This is a genomic window from Roseibium sp. (assembly GCF_965229775.1).
In the GTDB taxonomy this organism is placed as follows: domain Bacteria; phylum Pseudomonadota; class Alphaproteobacteria; order Rhizobiales; family Stappiaceae; genus Roseibium.
Map to the genome: position 1 here is coordinate 828767 of NZ_OZ245929.1, position 21141 is coordinate 849907.

The window sequence follows — 21141 nt, forward strand, 5'->3', positions numbered from 1 at the left end:
ATCAAGGACCTTGTTCCGGAAGCACCCAGCTACGTGTGACCGCAAGCGGCAGAACGGCGCCCACCGCCGCCTTGGTGTGAAGTGTCACAAGCAGCGGGTCTTCGAGCCCGTCGACAGCGACGAACACGTCCCAGGCCCCGCCCCGGTAAACCGTGCGCAAAACTGTCCCCTCGAGATCCGGGTTTTCGGCATCGGGGACAAGATGCTCCGGACGGATGAGAAGCGTCACGCGTCCGGGCAAGGTTCCGGCTGTGCAGTCCGACAGGATCGAGCTGCGTCCAAGCGACACCTTCGCCTGCTCACCGATCACATCGTCGACCCGGACCGGCACCAGAGAGCTGCGCCCGATAAACCCGGCAACGCGCCGGGAACCCGGACGACGGTAGAGGGTGTCAGGCTCGTCGACCTGCAGGATCTCTCCGTCCCACATCACCGCCACCTTGTCGGCGAGCGCCATCGCCTCACGCTGGTCATGGGTGATGAACAGGGTCGTGGCACCGCTCGCTTCATGAAAGGCATCCAGCTCTTCTTCCATGACGCTGCGCAGGTGCGGATCGAGATTGGCAAGCGGTTCATCCATCAAGACGGTCTTGGCACCCTGGGCAAGACAGCGGGCAAGCGCCACCCGTTGACGTTGACCGCCAGAAAGCTCAGCTGGCTTTCGGCTCGCAAAGGCCGTCAGGGACACGGTCTCCAGACAATGCGAAACCCGCGCTGACACGTCACCACGCTTTTGTCCTGCCGTTTCGAGGGGAAAGGCGACATTGCCGGACACGCTCATGTGCGGCCAGAGGGCGTAGGACTGGAAGACAACACCAACCTGCCGATGCTCGGGTGCCATGTGGAACCCGTCACGTGCGACCTCACTGCCTCCAAGCGCGATGCGTCCCGCATCGATCGGCTCAAGGCCCGCGATGGCGCGCAACAGGGTCGATTTTCCGCAGCCCGACGGGCCCAGAACGACAAAGAAGGTTCCCGTCTCGATGGAGAGCGACACGTCGTTCAGAGCCCTGTGCGGGCCGAAGGATTTCGAAACTGAAGAAACCGAAATGGACATGCCCTGCGGTTATCGCCCGTCCATGACAGGAAGATTACACGGCAAACTTTTCGAAAGACTACTTGCTTCTGAGCCTGAGCAGCAGATCGACTTCTTCTTCCAGCGCACGGCCATAGGCGCGTGCAGCCGGTGCATTGGTCTGGCCGAGCGTTTCATGCCGGAACAGGCAATAGGCCGCCAGCCGCCAGTGATAGGCGCTCCGCTCTTCCAGGAACCTTTCGGCGGTTTCCTGGTTCGGATAGTGCTTCAGGAACATTTCTTCCGCATAAGCGACCAGCGGATGCAATCCGTAAAGCTTCAGGAGACCCGGCGACACGAAGCCGGCAATATCCTCGACCGGATCGCCATACCCGGCGAATTGCCAATCGATCATGCGCGCCCCGTGCTCGGTCGACTGGATCGTCCCGAGGCAGAAACTGCGATGCACGAGCACGCGCTTGATCTTCCGCCGTTTGACGGCATTCTCGCTCGGCCTCAGCCGCTTGAGGTTCACGGCTTTCCGGCTGTCCGGAATGGCGGCGAGCATCGCATCTCCGTTTTCCAGGACGTCGTGATATCCGGCCGGCACTTCCCGGTGCCCGGGCACCGGCTCCTTGAGTTCGGCGATCCGGCCGATCAACTCGGCGGCTTCCCCGACATCGATCTGGTCTGTCACCGGCGGCCCGTAGCCATAGACCAGCAACGGGGTTCCGGACGGGCTTTGGGTATAGGTTTCCAGCGCAGGGGCAAGGTCGTACCTTGCCAGGAAAGTCAGCGCCTCGGCTTCCTGGTCAGGCAGGGTTGGATAAAGCGGATTGACTTCAGCGCCCGGAAAAAACTCCTTCACCACAAAGATCCTTTCCGGCGTGTCAAGACGCCAGAAACGGCTGGTGTAGTTCACCGGAAGCGGGCGCAGGCGCGCGCTGGCCCAGTCCTTGACCGGCAACAGGCCCTTGAGGAAGGCAAGAAGATCTGAATCAGTGAGCCGTTCGTTCACGCCGGTTGGGTCCACATTCCATTTGACTGATCTCTGATCGCTGTGAAGCTCCAATTCGTCAAGCTTAACTTTGAAAGAAGCCTGTTGATGGGGCCCGGTGCACGTCCGGCATGTCGGAGTTGAAGCAAAGGCCGTCGTTCTGAGACTGCCCGTAAAAACAGGGCGCTCCGCTACAGTCGGCTCATCCTGCGATCTTGCCGGTCAAGCCACACGGCAACGCAAGACCTGCAAATCGCGAAACAATGGCGGATCGGATGACAGACGAAGCTGGCACTGTTGCCTTGAACGAAACGGCCCCTCCACGGCGCGGACGCCGCCGCAGGGGCGGCGGCGAAAAGGCGGGACCGGATCTCTTCCCGCAAAAACCCTTCAGGCAGCCGCGGCACATCTTTAAACCGATCGAAGCAATTTCGGCAGACGAACTGGAATCGATCCACGATGCTTCCATGCGCGTGCTGGAAGAAATCGGCATGGACTTCCTCCACGAGGACGCGAAGGCGATGCTCAAGGCCGCCGGTGCCGACGTGAAACCTGGCGAAGACCGCGTGCGCATGGACCGCGCCATGGTCGAGGAACTGATCGCCAAGGCGCCAGCCGAATTTACGCTTCGCGCCCGCAACCGCAACCACGACCTTCAGATGGGCGGCGACGCGATCGTGTTCTCCTGCGTTGCCAGCACGCCCAATGTCGTCGATCGCGACGGCGGCCGCAGGCCCGGCAACCGGGAGGACTTCCAGAAGCTCCTGAAACTCGGCCAGTTCTTCAACATCATCCATGCGCCGCTCGGTTACCCAGTCGAACCCGTGGACCTTCATGCCTCCATCCGTCATCTGGACTGCATCGCGGATGCGATCCGCCTGACCGACAAGGCCCTCCATCTCTATTCGCTCGGCATGGAACGCAACCACGACGGCATTGAGCTCGCCCGGATCGCCAACGGCCTGACACACGAGGAACTTGTCGACACGCCCTGCACACTGACCGTGATCAACACCTCGTCCCCGCTGCGCCTCGACACTCCCATGCTTCAGGGCATCATCGAGATGGCCAGGGCCGGGCAGGTGTCCGTCGTCACGCCCTTCACGCTTGCCGGCGCGATGGCGCCCGTCACCGTCGCCGGCGCATTGACACTGCAAAACGCCGAAGCGCTGGCAGGCATTGCCTTCGCGCAACTTGTCCGTCCGGGAGCGCCGGTCATTTATGGCGGCTTTACCTCGAATGTCGACATGAAGTCCGGCGCACCGGCTTTCGGCACGCCGGAATACATGAAGGCGGCACTGGTCAGTGGCCAGCTTGCAAGGCGCTACAAGCTGCCGTTCCGCTCCTCCGGTGTCTGCGCCGCCAACACGGTCGACTATCAGGCGGCGCTCGAGACGACGCTGTCGGAATGGGGCGCGATCAATGGCGGTGCCAATCTGATCAAGCATGCCGCCGGCTGGCTTGAAGGCGGCCTCAGCGCCGGCTTCGAGAAATTCATTGCCGACATCGACCTGCTGCAGAAGATCGCCGAGTACCTGACCCCCCTGGACGTGTCCGAGGCATCCCTTGCCGTCGATGCGATCGAGGACGTCGGGCCTGCGGGCCACTTCTTCGGCACCGAACACACGCAGGCCCGCTACAAGGATGCCTTCTACCCGCCGATCGTGTCGGACTGGCGCAACTATGAGACATGGTCGGAGGCCGGAAGTCCGATCGCCTATGACAAGGCCAACATGCTCTACAAGAAAGCGCTCGAGGCTTACGAGCAGCCTGCCCTCGACCCCGCGATCGACGAGGAAGTCACCGCCTTTGTCGATCGGCGCAAGGCCGAAGGCGGTGTCCCCACCGATTTCTAGATCATCCCATTGAAGGCCCCGCCGAACCCTGGCGGTCAGTCCGGAGCAGACGCATGAAAACTCACACTCAGGTCGTTGTCATTGGTGGCGGCGTTGTCGGCTGCAGTGTTCTTTATCACCTCACCAAACTTGGCTGGAAGGACGTCGTCCTTGTGGAGCGCGACGAGCTCACCTCCGGATCGTCCTGGCACGCGGCCGGAGGCTTCCACACGCTCAACGGCGACCCCAATGTCGCGCAGCTTCAGAGCTACACGGTCGATCTCTACAAGGAACTGGAGGAGATTTCCGGCCAGTCCTGCAGCCTGCATCTGACCGGTGGCGTGATGCTGGCGGACACGCCCGAGCGCATGGACTTTCTGCGCCTCGCCCAGGCCAAGGGCCGGTATCTGGGCATGGAGCTGGAACTGATCTCCGTCCTGGAAGCCAAGGCCATGTTCCCGATGCTCGACGAAAAGCATTTCATCGGCGCGCTCTGGGACCCGATCGAAGGCCATCTCGACCCCTCCGGCACGACCCACGCCTATGCCAAGGCCGCGCGGGTGAACGGCGCCACCGTCTACCGGCACACCAAGGTCGAGGAGCTGGTTCAGACGCCGGACGGCACCTGGGACGTCGTCACGAGCAAGGGCACGATCCGGGCAGAGCATGTCGTCAATGCCGGCGGCCTGTGGGCGCGCGAATGCGGCCGAATGGTCGGGCTCGAATTACCCATACTCGCGATGGAGCACATGTATCTGCTGACGGACGAAATGCCGGAAGTGGTTGCCCATAACGAGGCAACCGGCAAGGAGCTGATCGGCATCCTGGACTTCGGTGGCGAAATCTACACGCGCCAGGAAGGCAAGGGCATGCTGCTGGGAACTTACGAGCAGAACTGCCGTCCGTGGAGCCCGCGCGAGACACCCTGGGATTTCGGCCATGAACTGCTCGCGCCGGATCTCGACCGCATCGCACCGGAACTCGAAGTCGGCTTCGAGCACTTCCCGGCGCTGCAAACGGCGGGCATCAAGCAGATCATCAATGGCCCCTTCACCTTCGCCCCCGACGGCAACCCGCTCGTCGGGCCGGTCCGGGGCCTCCGGAACTACTGGGTCGCCTGCGGCGTGATGGCCGGGTTCAGCCAGGGCGGCGGCGTCGGGCTGACGCTTGCGAACTGGATGATCAACGGCGATCCCGGTTACGACATCTGGGGCATGGATGTCGCCCGCTACGGCGACTGGGCGACGCTCTCCTACACCAACGCCAAGGTGCAGGAAAACTACCGCCGCCGGTTCCGCATCCGTTTCCCGAACGAGGAACTTCCGGCCGGCCGGCCGCATCAGACCACCCCGCTCTATGACCGCATGCTCGCGCAGGGGGCCGTGATGGGAGACAGCTGGGCGCTCGAAACGCCGCTCTGGTTCGCGCCGGAGGGAGTGGAGGCCAAGGACATCTTTTCCTTCCACCGGTCCAACGACTTTGAGCATGTCGGCGCCGAATGCCGGGCAGTCCGGGAGAGCGTCGGCATCACCGAAATCGCCAATTTCGCGAAATACGAGATCAGCGGACCGGGCGCGGAAGACTACCTGTCGCTCTTGATGACCAACACCATGCCGAAGGTCGGCCGCATCGTGCTGACGCCGATGCTCAACGAAACCGGCAAGCTGATCGGTGATTTCACCATCGCACGCGCGTCCGACGAGACATTCTACATGTTCGGGTCCTCGCAGGCCGAGGTCTATCACATGCGCTGGTTCGAGAAGCACCTGCCGGAAGACGGCTCGGTGACCTTGAAGGCCATCAATCTCGGTTGGGTCGGTCTCTCCATCGCCGGTCCGAACGCGCGCAAGGTGCTTGAGAAAGTCACCGGAGAAGACGTATCAGGCACGGCCTTCCGGTTCATGGACTTTCGTGAAATGGACGTGGCCAATGCGCCGTGCAAGGTCAACCGGATCACCTATACCGGCGACCTGGGCTACGAGATCTGGATGACGCCGGAATATGAGCGCCAGGTATACGAGGCGCTGATGGAGGCCGGGGCCGAATTCGCCATCCGCAATTTCGGCATGCGGGCGCTGCTGTCCCTGCGCCTTGAAAAGAATTTCGGCACCTGGTTCCGCGAATTCCGTCCGATCTACGGGCCGTACGAAGCCGATCTCGGCCGGTTCGTGAAGCTGTCGAAGAACCGCTTCATCGGCCAGGAGGCCGCAAGAACCGAATTCGAGGAAGGCCCCAAACGCCGCCGTGTCAGCTTTGCCGTCGACGCCTCCGATGCCGATGTCATGGGCGATGAACCGGTCTGGCATGGCGGCAAGGTCATCGGCTGGATAACCTCCGGCGGCTACGCCCATTGGGTCGAGAAGTCTCTGGCCCAGGGATACATCCCCGCAGAGCTTGCCGAAGACACCGGCGAAGGCGCGTTCGAAATCGAAATCCTGGGCGAAATGTGCAACGCGACCATCCTTCCCGATCCCCCGTTCGATCCGAAGGCCGAGCGCATGCGCATGTAAGTCACGACAAGGGCCGGCTACACAGGGAGGAGGTGTCAGCGCCATGAACACGGAACATTTTGGCCGCCACAGGCGGAAGATCATGCCGGCCGAACTGCCGCTTCACCCTGGTGATGCGGCAGGCTACGAGGCGCTCGCAGCCTATGCCAGCGAAAAGGCGACGGTGCTGAACAGGCATGTGCTCGGCTATGGCGACCTCGCCGAGGCCGAATGGGCCGCACAGGGTCTGGAAGCCCCCGACCTGGACGCCATGCGCGCCTACCGGCTCGCCCGGATCCGCGGGCAGCTCGAAAAACACGACCTGAGCGCCGCAATTCTGTGCGACCCGCTGAATGTCCGCTACGCGACGGACGCAACCAACATGCAGGTCTGGTCGACGCACAACGCCGTCCGCTACACCTTTGTTGCCCTGGACGGGCCCGTCGTTGCGTTCGATTTCCACCACTGCGAACACCTGTCCGGACACAACCTGCTGGTCGACGAAGTCCGCCACGGCATTCCCTGGTTCTACTTCGAAGCCGGCCCGCGCTCAGAGGAACTTGCGCTGAAATGGGCGGACGAGCTCGCCGATCTGGTCAAGACCCATGGCGGCGGCAACCATCGCATTGCGCTCGACAAGGCCCGCCGGGAAGGCGTTGCCGCATTGCAGGCTCATGGGCTGGAATTCCATGACGGTGAAGAGGTCATGGAACTGGCACGGTCGATCAAGAGCGCCGACGAGATCAAGGCGATGCGCCGGTCGATCGCGTCCTGCGAGGCGGCCATGCGGGAAATGGAAGATGCGCTCGTACCCGGGATGACGGAATGGGACCTCTGGGCCCTCCTGCATGCAGGCAACATCAGACGGGGCGGCGAGTGGATCGAGACCCAGCTCCTGGCGTCCGGTCCGCGCACCAATCCCTGGTTCCAGGAGGCATCGTCCCGCGTGATGGAGGATGGTGACCTGGTCGCGTTCGACACGGACCTTGTCGGGCCTTACGGCATGTGCTGCGATATTTCCAGAACATGGCTCTGCGGCTCCGGCATGCCGTCCAACGAGCAGCGCAGCCTCTACCAGATGGCCTATGAGCAGATCGAGGCCAATATCGGCATGCTCGCGCCCGGCCGCAGCTTTCGCGAGCTGTCACATGAAGCCGTGAGCTTGCCGGACGACTATCTCGCAAACCGGTATTCCGTGCTCTTTCACGGGGTCGGCCTGTGCGACGAATACCCGGCGGTGCCCTATCCGTCCGACTGGGAAAGCGGCGGCTACGACGGCAGCCTTGAGCCCGGGATGGTCGTTTGCGTGGAGAGTTATGTCGGCCGGCACGGCGGCCACGAGGGCGTAAAGCTTGAAGAACAGCTTCTGATCACCGACACGGGATACGAGCGCCTCAGCACCTATCCCTATGACGAGAGACTGCTGGGCCGTTCAACATGACGGCCCGGCAGTCGGAATAGCTCACTTCAGGCGCAGGACCTTCGATCCCAGTCCGCGGGCATAGTCGTCGCGGGTGAAGACGACGACATTCGTTTCGCGAACTTCGGTCATTTTCAGGTCAAGCGGCGTTTTCCCTTCCGGGTTGACGATCACTTTGCGGGTCGGCGGCAGACCCCGGAAAACCAGCACACCGGCTTCCTTGGTGACAATCGCCCCGTAGGGTTCGTCGTGCACGATGCGGGTGGTGCCGCTCTCGGCATATGCGGCGGTTGAAACAACTGCAAGAAGACCTGCTGCGGCAACGACTGATTTGAAAACCGTTTTCATGACGCACTCACTGTTAACTATTGAGTTACCGAGAATCGTAACGCCTTGTTAACTTTTGCGCCAGCATTTCAGCCGAATTCACCAGAAAAGTGTGCCATCAAAAAAGAACATCGTTAACGAATGTCTTAAAATGACACACTTCAATACTCAGGCAGCCACCTTCGGATGAACCTCGACACCTTTTTCAACAAACCCGGCATTTGCTGACAAGAGATCCGACAGGCCTTTCCTGAACTGCGACTTCAACAGGGGTGTCATCAGCCACCCGACAGGTCCGAATTTCGGCGTGAAGGCGATCCGCATGGTCACACGGCTCCGGTCGGGTGACAGCGCCTCGAAATCCAGGGTTACGACGGCCTTCTTGAGCGGCAGGTTGGCGTCGAAGATATCGACGACAATATGCTCTTCCGGCTGATAACCGATGATCCGTTCCTTGAGATAGGTTTTCCCGTCGATATGCCTGCAGATGCGCTCGGCGCCCATGCCGGTCGGCGCGCTCCTCGGAAGGAGCGGCGACTGGTTGATGACGGGATTGAACCTGTAGATCTCGTCGAAACTGTCCCAGCTGCGCCAGAGATCGGCCAGCGGGGCGTTCACATCCTGTTTGACGACGACTTCCGCCATTGTTTCCTCCTGTTTTGAATGAAATCAGATCCGGCGCAGCCAGTCGGCGATGCCCTGGCCGATGACATGCGGATGATCTTCCTGGAGAAAATGCGATCCGGCTCCGACGAAACGCGCTTCGATATTGGCAACGTTCGCCGTCAGGTAGTCCGCGACGGGCTTCGGCATCAAGGCTCCCGGTTCGGCATAGAACATCAGCTTGGGGATCTGGCTCGACAGGAGCCATTCACCGTTGAGCCTGACCTCTTCGACGACGTCGGCGGGCTTGCCTTCGATCGGCACTTCGCGCGGCCAGGCAAGGACTGGCTTGCGGCTTTCAGGTGTCGGAAAGGGTTTGCGGTAGTGATCCATCTCCGCTTCTGACATGGTGCGAACGACACCCATTTGCGGCAGCACGAACTCGACGAAGAAGTTCTGGTTGAGCACCATGTCGGCGCCCTTGTCGCTGTGCATCAGACGGAAGAAGTCCGCAAGCGGTCCGGGCATGTCGTCGAAGGATGCGACCGGCAGAACGGGCGGCACGATGGCCTCCAGGAACACCAGACCGGCTATACGCTCCGGGTTCAGGCGGGCATAGCGCATGCCGAGCGCCGACCCCCAGTCATGAACCACCAGGATGGCGTCGCTCAGATCCAGTTGATCGAGGAACGTGTCGAGATACCGCGCATGATCCTCGAACCGGTAGCCGCTGTCCGGCTTGCCGCTGTCACCCATGCCGATCAGATCGGGGGCAATGGCCCGGTATCCCTCCGGCACATGCGGAATGATATTGCGCCACAGATAGGACGAGGTCGGGTTGCCGTGAAGAAAGATGACCGGGCGGCCCGCACCTTCATCGACATAGGCGATGCTTGAATCGAGTACCGGCATCTCTTTCTTCTGGAATGGAAACGCGCTGCCGATTGGAACACCGTAGGGCGCCGCAGGGTCGGAGCCCAGCGTCTTTTCGCTCTGTTGAGCAGCTGCCGGAAGCGCGGGTATCAGCGCCAGGGCCACTCCGCCGGTTGCCGCGCCTTTGAGCAGGGCGCGCCGCCCAAGATCGGGTTTGGTTTCCTCTGTCATTCTCGATCCACCTTTGTCAGTTGCCGGAAACCGCGCTGATTGCGCGTCCGGGTGAAAATGTGGCGGATTGATTTTTAAATGGAATACACCCAAATTCACCAGAGCGGATAAAAAACGATCCACCAGGTAACAAGCGGGAGTTTGACATGAAGCCGGATCTTGATTGGGATCACGTGCGCACATTTCTCGCGGCCGTGCGCTGCGGCAGTTTCAGACAGGCCGCCGAGAAACTCGGGGTCAATCACGGCACCGTACACAGGGCCATTTCCGCACTGGAAACAAGCCTGGGGACACGTGTCTTCGATAGGACAACAAGCGGCCTGCAACTGACTCAATCGGGCGAGGCACTGATCGAGCCCGCGGAGGAAATGGAAACCCAGGCCAACACGATCACCCGGAAACTCTCGGGTCTCGACCTGGAACCGGCGGGAACCGTTCGCCTCAGCCTGCCCCCTGCGCTGTCGCACGGGTTGCTGTCGGACATGCTGTTTGAGTTTTCAGAGCAGTTTCCGGAAATCTCGGTCCGCACGATTTCGACAAACCGCGTCTCCGACCTGCAGCGGCTGGAAACGGATATTTCCCTGCGGGTGGCCCGCAACGTCGACGAGGACGTCCTCGGCCGGAAGCTCCTGACCTTCGTTCAGGCCGTTTACGCGGCGCCCGGCTATCTGCGAAAGCACGAGGATCTGCTTGCGACCGGCGGCAAGGGCGCACACTGGATTGCCTGGAGCGAATTGCAGGACTGGGTGGCAGACAGCCCGTTTCCGAACGCAACGGTCCGGCACGTCCTTCCCGAGGTATCCATGCAGATCGAAGCGGCCGCGAAACAACTCGGGCTGATCAAGATCCCGGCCTTCACCGGCGACGCCGATCCGCGTCTCGTGCGCGTGCCGGATGTGCCGCTGCAGCCGGGCTATCCCGTCTGGCTGCTGTATCACCGGGACTTGCGCCGGGTGGCCAGGGTGCGCGCCTTCGTCGACTTCGCGATTGCGTATTTTTCGAAGAACGAGCGGCTATTTACCGAGTAACCCGGAAGATCTCATAAAGCGTCAGGCGAGCTCCGGGTATCCGCGCCTTGCCGCGTTGCGTTCCATTTCAAGGATCGGTGCATAGTCCGCTTCCGATACGCGCGAAAATCCATTGATGAGGAGCCTTTCCCGGTCTTCAGCAATCGCGGCGTCCGCAAAAACGGCTTGCACCACAATTGCGATTTGTTCGGCCTCGGCCTCCGTGAAGCGCAACGAAGTCACGAGCGGAAGACATGGAACGGAACCGGTCCGCCCGATTGAACGGAGCCGCGATACAAGGCCGGGCAATTCCTGGCAGGCAAGCGCCCAGCAGACCGCATCGACGCTCGCTATGTCGGCCGTACCTTCTGCAACCGCGTGCAGGGACGCCAGATGACCGCCGCTCTCTCTCACGCTTGAAAAGAACGGCGCGCCGCCGGCGATCCGGGACACCTCATGCCGGAAGACGTTCATGCCCGACTGGCTGTCAGGCCCGTTATAGACCGCGCGGCTGTCCTGCAGATCGGCAAGCGTTTGATAGCCGCTGTCCCGGTCCACGACGAGATGCGAACAATAGCGTCCGCCGTCGCAGCCGTCGGCGGCATAGTGGGGAACGCCGACGGGCCGTACACTCCCTGAAAGCGCATGCGTCAGCGGATAGCCGCAGGTCTGGCTGAGGAGCAGGCCCGGCTGGAGCCAGTCGACCTCCAGACCCCGGTCCTCCGGCCAGGGGACGCAGTCGGAAGGGGGAAGTCCGAGCGCGCCGGCAATAGCGTCCTGCAACGCGGTCTCCAGCCGCTTTGTCGAGGCCCTGACCTCCGGCCAGTCATACATGGGCAGCCGGACAGGGTGATAGCTCCGGCGGCTCACCTGTCGGCCTCACCCGCAGGCCGGCGTCTCAGGGGATGGGCGACCGGTTCCTTGACCTTGAAGAGAAAATTTGCGGCAAGCTGCAGGTAACTGCTGAACACATATCCCCCGTTGCGTTGCTGCCAGGTCTGTTTGTTTGCGCGGTACATCGCCGGCAGGTCATACCACGGCGCACGCGGATGGGCGTGATGGACGACATGAAGATTGTTGTTGAGAAAGAGAAGCGAGAACAGCGGGCAGAATTCCACGATGATCGAGCGGGCTTCTGCTCTGTCATGGGCACGGTGTTCGGCGTAGGTGCGCAGCATCAGAAGGCTCATCGCGGGATAGGAGATGCAGCAGACATAGAGCCAGAGCGGCATCCCGCCGACCAGGGTGATGAAGACCACGACCGGAACAGCGCCGGCGATGTGATGCAGCCAGGCGCGCAGGACAATCGTGTCCCCGGAGCGGATCATCCTCAGCTCGGAACCGAGAAAACCGATGACCGACACGAGCGGCCCGATCAGCAGACGGCCGAGCAGGGTATTGTTGACGGTCAGCACCGCTTGAAGGAAAGCGGGCAGTTTCTGCCAGTCCGACCAGGCCATGTAGAAGGTTTCGGGATCATCATAGGGATCGGTCAGCCGGTCATTGTTGTGATGACGCAAATGCAGCGACTTGAAACGGCGGTAGGGAATGAAGAGCCCGAGGGAGCAATAGACCAGCGCCTCATTCACTGCCGGATTGCGTGTCGGATGACCATGCAGAACTTCATGCTGCAGCGACGATTGCAGGGTGACCACAAGAACCGCAAGCGGACATACGATCCATCCGCCCAGCGATGTGTAGTTGCCGATCAGCAGCATCCATGTTGCCGCGGCGGTCAGAATCAAGGCCAGCGTCGGCCATTCGCGAAAGCTTGCCCGCGTCAAGTGTCACTCCAAATTGTTGAAAGAACCGGCAAATCCGGCGCCCAACACCAGCATGCCCAATCACGGCCACCGCTGCAATTTGAGAGTTTAGAACAAAATCCGCATGATTTCGCAAAGTCATCAACTTGGTTAAATAAATAAGCAATGCGATTTTTTATGAGCATTTCGCGCAGTTTCTCATCACGCATGCCTGTTTCGGAACACTCAATGGCGGATTTTATTCTGGACAAACCGGACGCCATCGCCTGACCTGAAGACCTTGTCCACACGCAGTACGCTGCCAGACCGGTCTGGCAGGAAACAGCCGTGCATCCGTGTGCCGCGAGACCTACCGCCCGACCCGCCCGAAGTGCGCAGATCAATGGAAATCGAACATATGCCCGCCAGCCAAACTGACCCGACCCGCACCCCGCAAACCTATGATGTGATCATTATCGGGGCCGGTGTCATCGGCTGCGCGATCGCCTACAACATGGCCCGGGACGGCTTGAAGACTTTGAATGTCGACGCCCTGCCTGCCGCCGGTTACGGATCGACGTCAAGTTCTGCCGCGGTGATCCGGACCTACTATTCCACGCTCGACGGCACGGCGATGGCCTATGATGGCTATCACGACTGGAAACACTGGCCCGAAACGCTCGGAGCGTCTTCAGAGGAAGGTCTGGCCCGCTTCGTCCAGACCGGGACGCTGATCATGAAAACGGCGTCCAACAACCTGGACAATGTCCTCAAGCACGCCGACACGCTCGGGATCACCTACGAGATCTGGACGCCGGACCATATCGTGGAAAGCATGCCCGGTTACAATCTGGAGTGCTTTTCCCCGGTCAAAACGATGGACGATAATGCCTTTGGCACGCCGACGGGCGGACGCATCGAGGGCGGTGTCTTTTTTCACGCGGGCGGCTACGTCGACGATCCGCAGATCGCGGCGCGCAACCTGAAGGACGCCGCCGCGGCGCTCGGCGCGGAGTTTCTGTTCAACACCCGCATCGCCAGGATCCCGGCGGAAGACAACCGAGTGACAGGTGTTGTCTCGGACCAGGGCAGCTTCTTCCGTGCGCCCGTCGTGATCAACGCGGCCGGCCCGCATTCTGGCAAGGTCAACGGCCTGCTGGACGGCGATGCAGGCGTCAGGATCGGCCACAGGCCGCTGCGGCAGGAAGTCGTGCAGGTCAAGCCTCCGGAAACGCTCGGCTATTCGCGGGAGGGCATGCTGATCGCCGACAACGACATCGGCGTCTACATCAAGCCCGGCAGCGGCGGGCAGCTGATGATCGGCAGCCTGAACCCGCCCTGCGATGAACATATCGTGGAAGATCCGGACGATTTCCGCAGGGATCTGACCGACCGGGCGCTGACCTACGCCTACCGGTTGTCGCAGCGCCTTCCCAGCCTCGGCGTCTCGCAGCATCCCCTTGGTGTTGCCGACCTCTACGATGCGACCGACGACTGGCTGCCGGTCTATGACCGGAGCGATGTCGACGGCTATTACCTGGCCATCGGCACCAGCGGAAACCAGTTCAAGAACGCGATCGTCGCCGGCCGCCTCATGACACGGCTGGTCGCCTATTGCGAAGACGGCAACGATCACGACCGCGCCCCGCTCCAGTTCCGTCTGAAACACATCGATCACACGCTCAACGCTGCGACCTTCTCCCGCAAGCGCGAGCTGACGAAGGAGAGTTCGTTCTCCGTTCTCGGTTAGGGTCAGGACCCATTGATTTGGATGAATTGGTGGGGATGAATTTGTTCGGATACGAGGCGCGAAGCTGCAGGAAACCGTCCGGTTTCCAAAGATTTGCAACGACGTTGCCGGGCAAATTCACCCTATCCCTGCGGGACGCAATAACGGCTTCGATCTGCTTCGTCAAACCGCTCAACCGGGCAGGAAGCCCGCTTGTCGCGCCTTTCCTCGCAGCTCATCGCCGTTTGCTGCGCCAATTCAACCAAATTAATGAGTCCTGACCCTGGGATCGCCGGAAGGTGCAGCGGGTGCCGGCCGGAATTCGCGCTTGGAGGAATCGGACAAATCAGGTTAAGCAACCGGGTCCGCAATTCTCGGGAGCACATCCGTGGCCTGGTCTCCGCAACAAGACGATGCACTCAACGAAGCCGCTGCATGGCTCAAGCGCGGCGACCGGCAGGTCTTCCGGCTGTTCGGCTATGCCGGGACCGGCAAGACAACCCTGGCGCGGCACCTAGCCGAGGATATCGACGGTGATGTCTGCTTCGGTGCCTTCACCGGCAAGGCCGCTCACGTCCTTCGGCAGAAGGGCTGCGAAGATGCCGGCACGATCCATTCCCTCATCTATCGCCCACGCTCCGCCAAGGAAGAAGAGGACCTGGACGACGATGAGGAGGACAGTGGCCCGCAATTCGCCATCAAGCGGGACAGCGCCGCCGCAACCGCGAAACTGATCGTGATCGACGAATGCTCCATGGTCGACGAGGAACTCGGCAAGGACCTCCTGTCCTTCGGCACCCCTGTTCTCGTCCTTGGTGATCCCGCGCAGCTGCCACCGGTGAAGGGGGGCGGATTTTTCACCGAGGCCGAGCCGGACGTCATGCTGACCGAGGTCCACCGGCAGGCCCAGGACAACCCGATCGTGCGCATGTCCATGACGATCCGCGATGGCGGCAAACTGGACTATGGCACCTACGGCGAGAGCAAGGTCATCCACCGGACCGAGATCGACAAGGATCAGATCCTGTCCTCCGATCAGGTTCTGGTCGGCACCAACAAGACACGGCGCCTCTATAATGGCCGCATTCGCGAGCTCAAGAATTTCACCACGCCGATGCCGGCGGTCGGCGACAAGCTGGTCTGCCTGCGCAATGACAAGACCAAGGGCCTGTTGAACGGCGGCCTGTGGGCGGTCAAGCGGTTGCGTCAGCCGCGCGGCAATACGCTCCGCTTCGATGTTGTCTCGGAAGAAGACATCGCCAAAACCACCGTGAAGGTGAAGGTCCTGCCGGCCATGTTCGAGGATGGTGCGGAGAGTATCCCCTATGCGATCCGGCGCAAGGCGGACGAATTCGACTACGGCTATGCGCTCACGGTGCACAAGGCACAGGGCTCGCAATGGGACGACGTCATCCTGTTTGACGAGAGCTGGGCGTTTCGGGAGCACAAGAGCCGCTGGCTCTACACCGCCGTCACGCGCGCGGCCGAGCGCATCACTGTCGTAAAGTAGGCAGGCTGATTGCGTCGCCGCCGAAAACCGACTCGGGATCACGGATCGGCAGGGCACGCAATCCCGTCTCGACGAATGTCTTCAGGTCAGGTTCGCTGATGCCGCTCCGTCCGAGCATCGCGATGGCTGAAAACTGTCCGTCAAGAAAGGTCGCCGCACTGTCGATATCCGCGTCGGGCGCCATTTCGCCGGCGGCCGCGGCCTTGAGCAGCCGGTCGCGGATTGCCGCGTAGCGGGATTCCCGCAGGCCGTTCACGACCTCGCGGTGGCGCTCGGTGCCATAAGTGCAGTCGACGATGGCGTTGACCAGAAAACAGCCTGAGGGGGTGTTCCTGTCCAGCGTCAGGTCTGCGATCGCTCCCAGGAAATCCCTGAAATCATCGACCACGTGCTTCCGCGCTTCCTGGAGCCGCGCAAACACGGGTCCGCCATAGGTTTCGAAATAATGCAAGAGCGCTTTTTCGAACAGGGCTTCCTTGTCACCGAAGGCCGCGTAAAGCCCGGGCTTCGCCATGCCCGAGGCTTCGGCAAGATCGTTCATGGACGTGCCGGAGTATCCGTTTTGCCAGAATGCGGCCATCACGGATTGCAGGGCATCCTTGGCCTGTATTTTCCTTGGCCGTCCACGTGCCATCTTGCGCCTTCCCTTTTGCCATACAGCGGTTGATCGCGACCACGGACCAATCCGGAAGCTGTGCACATCCCCCGAAACACGTCTATACGCTGCACAACCTTAAAGTCGATCACGACAACTTTGCAAAAGAATAGCGCCAATCAGGTACTGCAAAATCCGCATTTTGTTGCATTTCGTTCGACAAACTTCGAAAAACAATCAGCAAGTGTGTCCCGATTGCATGATGTTCCCAGACTTGGCTCGGAACGGAACAGTATTGATCAAGGTCTCGAAAGCACTTGATAACGACCGTTCTACCTGTCTGGAAATTGCCGTGGACGGCGAAACCGGATCTCTTTTCCGAGCGGTCAAGGCGGCATATCTTGCACCGTTCGGACCCGACCATGCATGAGACGCAGCAACCATGACCAGTATTTCTTCCAAGAGCAGCGCACAGGCAATCGGCGGACAGGGGGCATCCGGCGATGTCGCCCTGCGCATTGCGCATCGAATTGCAGACGAGATCGGATGCAAGGCGGGCCAGGTGAATGCAACCGTTCAGATGCTGGACGAAGGATCGACCGTTCCCTTCATCGCGCGATACCGCAAGGAAGCGACAGGCGGGCTGGACGACAGCCAGCTCCGCAAGCTGGAGGAACGGCTGATCTACCTGCGCGAGCTGGAGGACAGGCGCGGCGCGATCACCCGCTCGATTGAAGAACAGGGCAAACTCACCGACGAGCTCACGGCCGGTATCCAGGCCGCCGAAACCAAGTCACAGCTGGAAGACATCTATCTGCCCTTCAAGAAGAAGCGGCGGACGAAGGCACAGATCGCACGCGAGGCCGGGCTGGAGCCCCTGGCGGACCTGCTGCTCGGCGATCCGGCCAGGACGCCGGAGACCGAAGCGTCCGCCTTCGTGGATGAGGCGAAGGGCGTTACCGACACCAAGGCGGCACTCGACGGTGCCCGCCAGATCCTGATGGAGCGCTTTGCTGAAAATGCCGAACTGGTCGGCCGCCTGCGCCGCCATGTGGAAGACCGGGGCGTCGTGCAATCGAAGCTGGTCGACGGCATGGCGGAAAAAGGCGCCAAGTTTGCCGACTATTTCGATTATTCGGAAAAGTGGTCGAAAATTCCGAGCCACCGGGCGCTCGCCCTGTTCAGAGGCCGGAACGAGGGCATTCTCGCCGTTGACCTGACCGTCGATGCCGACGATGTCTCCCCGGTGCTGCCGGCGGTGAAGATGGTCGCAGACACTTACGCGATTGCCGACCGCGGCCGGCCGGCGGACAAGTGGCTGATGGATGTCGCCCGCTTCGCCTGGAAGGTGAAACTGGCCCTTCATCTTGAACTCGACCTGATGGGTGTCCTGCGCGACAAGGCCGAGGAAGAGGCGATCCAGGTCTTCGCAAGGAACCTGAAGGATCTCCTCCTCGCAGCACCTGCGGGCGCAAGGTCGACGCTCGGCCTCGACCCGGGCATTCGCACCGGCGTGAAGGTCGCGGTCGTGGATGAGACGGGAAAGCTCGTCGACACGGCAACCATCTATCCATTCCAGCCGCGCAATGATGTCTCCGGATCCCGGTCGGCCCTCCTGGCGCTGATCGCAAAACACAAGGTCGGCCTGATCGCCATCGGCAACGGCACGGCGAGCCGGGAAACCGACAAGCTGACCGGTGATGTGCTCACCGATATTCCTGCCGCGCAGCGCCCGGTCAAGGTGATCGTCAACGAGGCCGGGGCCTCCGTCTATTCGGCGTCCGAACTCGCGGCGAAGGAAATGCCCGATATCGATGTCTCGCTGCGCGGCGCGGCCTCCATCGCGCGCCGCCTGCAGGACCCGCTGGCCGAACTCGTGAAGATCGAGCCGAAATCCATCGGCGTCGGCCAGTACCAGCACGACGTCAACCAGACCCGCCTCGCCCGTGCGCTCGATGCCGTCGTCGAAGACGCGGTGAACGCGGTCGGTGTCGACCTCAACACGGCTTCCGCGGCGCTTTTGTCCAGGATCTCCGGCCTTTCGGACAGTCTGGCCAAGGCCGTTGTCGACCACCGCGACGCGATCGGGCGTTTCGAAAAGCGCTCGCAACTGAAAGACGTTCCCCGTCTTGGTGCCAAGGCCTATGAGCTTTGTGCCGGTTTCCTGCGCATCACCGGCGGCAGGGAACCGCTCGATGCCTCTTCGGTGCATCCGGAAGCCTATCCGCTGGCCAAGCGGATCGTGAAGGCCTGCGGCCGGGATGTACGCCAGATCATGGGGGATGCGTCCGCGTTGAGCGCACTGGACGCCTCGGACTTCACCGACGAAAAATTCGGGCTGCCCACTGTCCGTGACATTCTCGCCGAACTTGAAAAGCCCGGCCGCGACCCGCGCCCGGAATTCAAGACCGCGGCGCTTCAGGATGGTGTCGAGGAAATCTCGGACCTGAAACCGGGCATGAAGCTGGAAGGGACGGTCACGAATGTCACCAACTTCGGTGCCTTCGTCGATGTCGGCGTGCATCAGGACGGCCTGGTTCATGTCTCCCAGCTTGCCGACCGTTTCGTCGACGATCCGCATCAGGTGGTCAAGGCCGGCGACATCGTCAAGGTGACGATCCTCGACGTGGACGTTCCCCGCAAGCGGATCTCCATGACCATGAAATCCCAGGCCGACTACCAGGGGCAGCGGGAGCGCTCGGACAGGGACCGCTCCGGGTCAAACAACCGAAATCAGGGCAACCGCAACCCGGGTCAGCGCGGTCCGGGCGGCCGAGGGCCCGGAGACGGCAGCCCGCGTGGTGGCGGCGGTGGCAAAGGCGGCGCGCCGAAGAGTTCCGGCGACGGCGGTGGCAACAACGCCATGGCCGCTGCGCTGGCAGCCGCGATGAACAAGAAGCGGAAATAGGCTTCAGGCGAAGACGTCCGCTTCCGCGACGGGCGACTCGCCCCGTTCTTCAAGGTCCTTCAGGTAAGCCCTGCAGACAATGACCGAAAACACGGCAAACCCGTAGCCGGACACCAGTTTGGCAAGCAGCAGGACGATGCCGCCGGGTACATTCGGTGTTCCCGCAGGCGTGATGGCATCGGAACCGATACCCGCGTTTTCGGCGAACAACAGGATCAGCACTGCTAGACCCGCCAGGGCGCCGGACCCGAATAGAAGTCTCGGAAGCAGGTATCCGGCTTGACGGAGCGACCGGCCGACCGCTGGTCCGATCCCGGCGTTGACGCCCTTCAGATGCGCGGGAAAAACCGTGCCGAACAGGAACGTGGTCAGGAAGGCCACGCCAGCACCGGCCAGAACCGTGAAGACAAGAAAGATCTCCTGCCCCTGCAAACCCGCTGGAAACACGGACATGGCGCCGAACACGACAACCAGTGAGATCACGACGACCGGCAGATAAAGCAGCAGTATGTAGCGAAGCATGAACCCGCCGTATTTCTTGTTGATGTCCTTGGACTTGAGATCCAGCCCCATCAAGGCCGCACAAAGATAGAAAACGATCCCGGATTCGACCAGCGCCCGTGCTACTGTCAGTGCGTTGGCAAGGTCGTAAACGATGCCGGCGGTTTCAAGCACCCAGATCGCCGCGATAAATCCAAAAAAATACGTCCAGCACCCGGCGATCGCCGAGAATGCTTGCATGAAAATGTTCTGATCCGGTTTCAAGAATCACCTCTGGGTTGCGGCTGGATCGTCGTTAGGCCACAGATTGCTTTCCCACACAACAACAATCGGATCACCGGTCGCCGGCAAGAACGGGCAGGCTCGACGCTGACGGCAGCAAAGGCTAGGGTACGGACCCAAAAATGAAGTCAATTTGGTTTGGATCGTTTTGACCCGCTGTAAGGAGCGAAAGCGCAGGAAATGTGGCTCATTTTCAAGGCTTTCGCGACGATGCAGATGGTCAAAACGGCCAAATCCGAAGGACGGCAAAATGGCTTCATTTATGGGTCCGTACCCTAGTTCTACAGAACAAACAGACGAGGCACAGGGCATGTCGGAGGAAGATGCCAGGGAGGACTGGCCAAAGCAGGACATTGAATCCGGCACGATCGGTGCGCTTGCCCACCTTTACCGGGCCGAGGTTTTCCGCAGCACCCATTGGCGCACGCGCCTGGACAACACGACCAACTGGGCCGTTGTCACGACGGGCATCGCTCTCTCCGCCACGTTTGCCAATCGCGAGGCCTCGCCCCTGCCGATGGTGCTCGTCGGCCTGCTGGTCACCGTCTTTTTGATCTTCGAGGCGAGGCGCTACCGCTACTACAACATGTTCCGCGCGCGCGCCCGGCTGATGGAGTCGGATTTTTACGCACCGATCCTCTACGGCAAAAAGGTTCCCTGGAACGGCGATTGGGCGAAGCTTCTGGCCGACGACTACGAAACGCCGCACTATCACATCAGTCTCGTCCGCGCCGCCGGACGGCGCCTGCGCAGCAACTATTCCTGGATCCTCGCCATCCAGGCCGTTGCCTATTTCGGCAAGCTCGCCATTCACCCCGTTCCCCTGACCGAGCTATCCGAGGCCTTCGAGCGTGCCGCGATCGGTCCCGTGCCCGGCTATCTCGTCTTCCTAGCCGGCGTGATCTTCCACACCAGCTGGATCGTCTTTGCCATCGTCACGCTGCGCCTCGACAAGCGCTACCGCAAGAAGCGCAAGTCGCCGATGCAGGCGATCTGACGGGGCACGCCCGGCAGCACAGGAACCGCTCAAAAGTTGACGCAGCTCGAGGGACCGGTTGAAATTGCCCCTCTATGGTC

Annotated in this window: 17 protein-coding genes; 8 read left to right on the forward strand and 9 right to left on the reverse strand. The window is 61.3% G+C overall.

Features of this window, described 5'->3' with window-relative positions; translation table 11 throughout:
* Position 1: 1 nt before the first annotated feature.
* Complete coding sequence (locus ACO07N_RS03565) at positions 2-1057, reverse strand: ABC transporter ATP-binding protein (RefSeq protein ID WP_421979711.1); 1056 nt, start codon at positions 1055-1057, stop codon at positions 2-4.
* A gap of 58 nt (positions 1058-1115) precedes the next feature.
* Positions 1116-2033 (reverse strand): phosphotransferase, encoded by a 918-nt coding sequence (locus ACO07N_RS03570; protein WP_421979712.1) that lies wholly within the window; start codon positions 2031-2033, stop codon positions 1116-1118.
* Between the two features lie 254 nt (positions 2034-2287).
* Between ACO07N_RS03570 and ACO07N_RS03575 the strand changes: the two genes are divergently transcribed.
* From ACO07N_RS03575 to ACO07N_RS03585, 3 genes are read left to right on the forward strand one after another with little or no spacing between them, the layout of a single operon-like run.
* Positions 2288-3868: a trimethylamine methyltransferase family protein gene (locus ACO07N_RS03575; protein ID WP_421979713.1), complete on the forward strand. Its 1581-nt coding sequence runs from the start codon at positions 2288-2290 to the stop codon at positions 3866-3868.
* Positions 3869-3921: 53 nt separating this feature from the next.
* A complete protein-coding gene (locus tag ACO07N_RS03580) occupies positions 3922-6357 on the forward strand; it encodes a GcvT family protein (protein WP_421979714.1) in 2436 nt (811 codons plus the stop codon).
* 43 nt (positions 6358-6400) lie between these two features.
* Positions 6401-7777 (forward strand): M24 family metallopeptidase, encoded by a 1377-nt coding sequence (locus ACO07N_RS03585; RefSeq protein WP_421979715.1) that lies wholly within the window; start codon positions 6401-6403, stop codon positions 7775-7777.
* Between the two features lie 21 nt (positions 7778-7798).
* Here the strand turns inward: ACO07N_RS03585 and ACO07N_RS03590 are convergent, their stop codons facing one another.
* From ACO07N_RS03590 to ACO07N_RS03600, 3 genes are all read right to left on the reverse strand, one after another.
* Positions 7799-8104: a hypothetical protein gene (locus tag ACO07N_RS03590; protein ID WP_421979716.1), complete on the reverse strand. Its 306-nt coding sequence runs from the start codon at positions 8102-8104 to the stop codon at positions 7799-7801.
* Between the two features lie 147 nt (positions 8105-8251).
* Positions 8252-8728, reverse strand: a complete 477-nt coding sequence (locus tag ACO07N_RS03595) for an SRPBCC family protein (RefSeq protein ID WP_421979717.1) — start codon at positions 8726-8728, stop codon at positions 8252-8254.
* 24 nt (positions 8729-8752) lie between these two features.
* Entirely contained in the window at positions 8753-9790 is a 1038-nt protein-coding gene (locus tag ACO07N_RS03600; protein WP_421979718.1) for a haloalkane dehalogenase, read from the reverse strand.
* A gap of 146 nt (positions 9791-9936) precedes the next feature.
* Between ACO07N_RS03600 and ACO07N_RS03605 the strand changes: the two genes are divergently transcribed.
* Positions 9937-10818 (forward strand): LysR family transcriptional regulator, encoded by an 882-nt coding sequence (locus ACO07N_RS03605; protein WP_421979719.1) that lies wholly within the window; start codon positions 9937-9939, stop codon positions 10816-10818.
* Positions 10819-10839: 21 nt separating this feature from the next.
* On the opposite strand, the gene ACO07N_RS03610 is transcribed toward ACO07N_RS03605, so the two are convergent.
* Complete coding sequence (locus ACO07N_RS03610; RefSeq protein ID WP_421979720.1) at positions 10840-11667, reverse strand: phosphate/phosphite/phosphonate ABC transporter substrate-binding protein; 828 nt, start codon at positions 11665-11667, stop codon at positions 10840-10842.
* Positions 11664-12581, reverse strand: a complete 918-nt coding sequence (locus ACO07N_RS03615) for a fatty acid desaturase (RefSeq protein WP_421979721.1) — start codon at positions 12579-12581, stop codon at positions 11664-11666. Before ACO07N_RS03615 ends, ACO07N_RS03610 begins: the two co-directional genes overlap by 4 nt.
* 376 nt (positions 12582-12957) lie before the next feature.
* Between ACO07N_RS03615 and ACO07N_RS03620 the strand changes: the two genes are divergently transcribed.
* A complete protein-coding gene (locus ACO07N_RS03620; RefSeq protein ID WP_421979722.1) occupies positions 12958-14289 on the forward strand; it encodes an NAD(P)/FAD-dependent oxidoreductase in 1332 nt (443 codons plus the stop codon).
* 367 nt (positions 14290-14656) lie between these two features.
* Positions 14657-15778, forward strand: a complete 1122-nt coding sequence (locus tag ACO07N_RS03625) for an ATP-dependent DNA helicase (protein WP_421979723.1) — start codon at positions 14657-14659, stop codon at positions 15776-15778.
* Here ACO07N_RS03625 and ACO07N_RS03630 read toward each other — a convergent pair.
* Entirely contained in the window at positions 15762-16412 is a 651-nt protein-coding gene (locus ACO07N_RS03630; RefSeq protein ID WP_421979724.1) for a TetR/AcrR family transcriptional regulator, read from the reverse strand. The two genes, ACO07N_RS03625 and ACO07N_RS03630, sit on opposite strands and share 17 nt — an antisense overlap.
* Positions 16413-16815: 403 nt before the next feature.
* Between ACO07N_RS03630 and ACO07N_RS03635 the strand changes: the two genes are divergently transcribed.
* Positions 16816-19281 carry a Tex family protein gene (locus tag ACO07N_RS03635; protein ID WP_421979725.1) on the forward strand — a complete coding sequence of 822 codons (2466 nt, stop codon included), beginning with the start codon at positions 16816-16818 and terminating at the stop codon, positions 19279-19281.
* Between the two features lie 3 nt (positions 19282-19284).
* Here ACO07N_RS03635 and ACO07N_RS03640 read toward each other — a convergent pair whose 3' ends face one another.
* Positions 19285-20022, reverse strand: coding sequence for a hypothetical protein (locus ACO07N_RS03640; RefSeq protein ID WP_421979726.1), 738 nt, complete (start codon positions 20020-20022; stop codon positions 19285-19287).
* 352 nt (positions 20023-20374) lie between these two features.
* Between ACO07N_RS03640 and ACO07N_RS03645 the strand changes: the two genes are divergently transcribed.
* A complete protein-coding gene (locus ACO07N_RS03645; protein WP_421979727.1) occupies positions 20375-21061 on the forward strand; it encodes a DUF2270 domain-containing protein in 687 nt (228 codons plus the stop codon).
* Positions 21062-21141 lie beyond the last annotated feature (80 nt).

Coding starts and splice junctions, on each gene's coding strand:
- ACO07N_RS03645 (WP_421979727.1), top strand. CDS start 20,375: ATGTCGGAGGAAGATGCCAGGGAGGACTGGCCAAAGCAGGACATTGAA.
- ACO07N_RS03635 (WP_421979725.1), top strand. CDS start 16,816: ATGACCAGTATTTCTTCCAAGAGCAGCGCACAGGCAATCGGCGGACAG.
- ACO07N_RS03585 (WP_421979715.1), top strand. CDS start 6,401: ATGAACACGGAACATTTTGGCCGCCACAGGCGGAAGATCATGCCGGCC.
- ACO07N_RS03600 (WP_421979718.1), bottom strand. CDS start 9,790: ATGACAGAGGAAACCAAACCCGATCTTGGGCGGCGCGCCCTGCTCAAA.
- ACO07N_RS03580 (WP_421979714.1), top strand. CDS start 3,922: ATGAAAACTCACACTCAGGTCGTTGTCATTGGTGGCGGCGTTGTCGGC.
- ACO07N_RS03620 (WP_421979722.1), top strand. CDS start 12,958: ATGCCCGCCAGCCAAACTGACCCGACCCGCACCCCGCAAACCTATGAT.
- ACO07N_RS03605 (WP_421979719.1), top strand. CDS start 9,937: ATGAAGCCGGATCTTGATTGGGATCACGTGCGCACATTTCTCGCGGCC.
- ACO07N_RS03565 (WP_421979711.1), bottom strand. CDS start 1,057: ATGTCCATTTCGGTTTCTTCAGTTTCGAAATCCTTCGGCCCGCACAGG.
- ACO07N_RS03590 (WP_421979716.1), bottom strand. CDS start 8,104: ATGAAAACGGTTTTCAAATCAGTCGTTGCCGCAGCAGGTCTTCTTGCA.
- ACO07N_RS03640 (WP_421979726.1), bottom strand. CDS start 20,022: ATGCAAGCATTCTCGGCGATCGCCGGGTGCTGGACGTATTTTTTTGGA.
- ACO07N_RS03575 (WP_421979713.1), top strand. CDS start 2,288: ATGACAGACGAAGCTGGCACTGTTGCCTTGAACGAAACGGCCCCTCCA.
- ACO07N_RS03630 (WP_421979724.1), bottom strand. CDS start 16,412: ATGGCACGTGGACGGCCAAGGAAAATACAGGCCAAGGATGCCCTGCAA.
- ACO07N_RS03595 (WP_421979717.1), bottom strand. CDS start 8,728: ATGGCGGAAGTCGTCGTCAAACAGGATGTGAACGCCCCGCTGGCCGAT.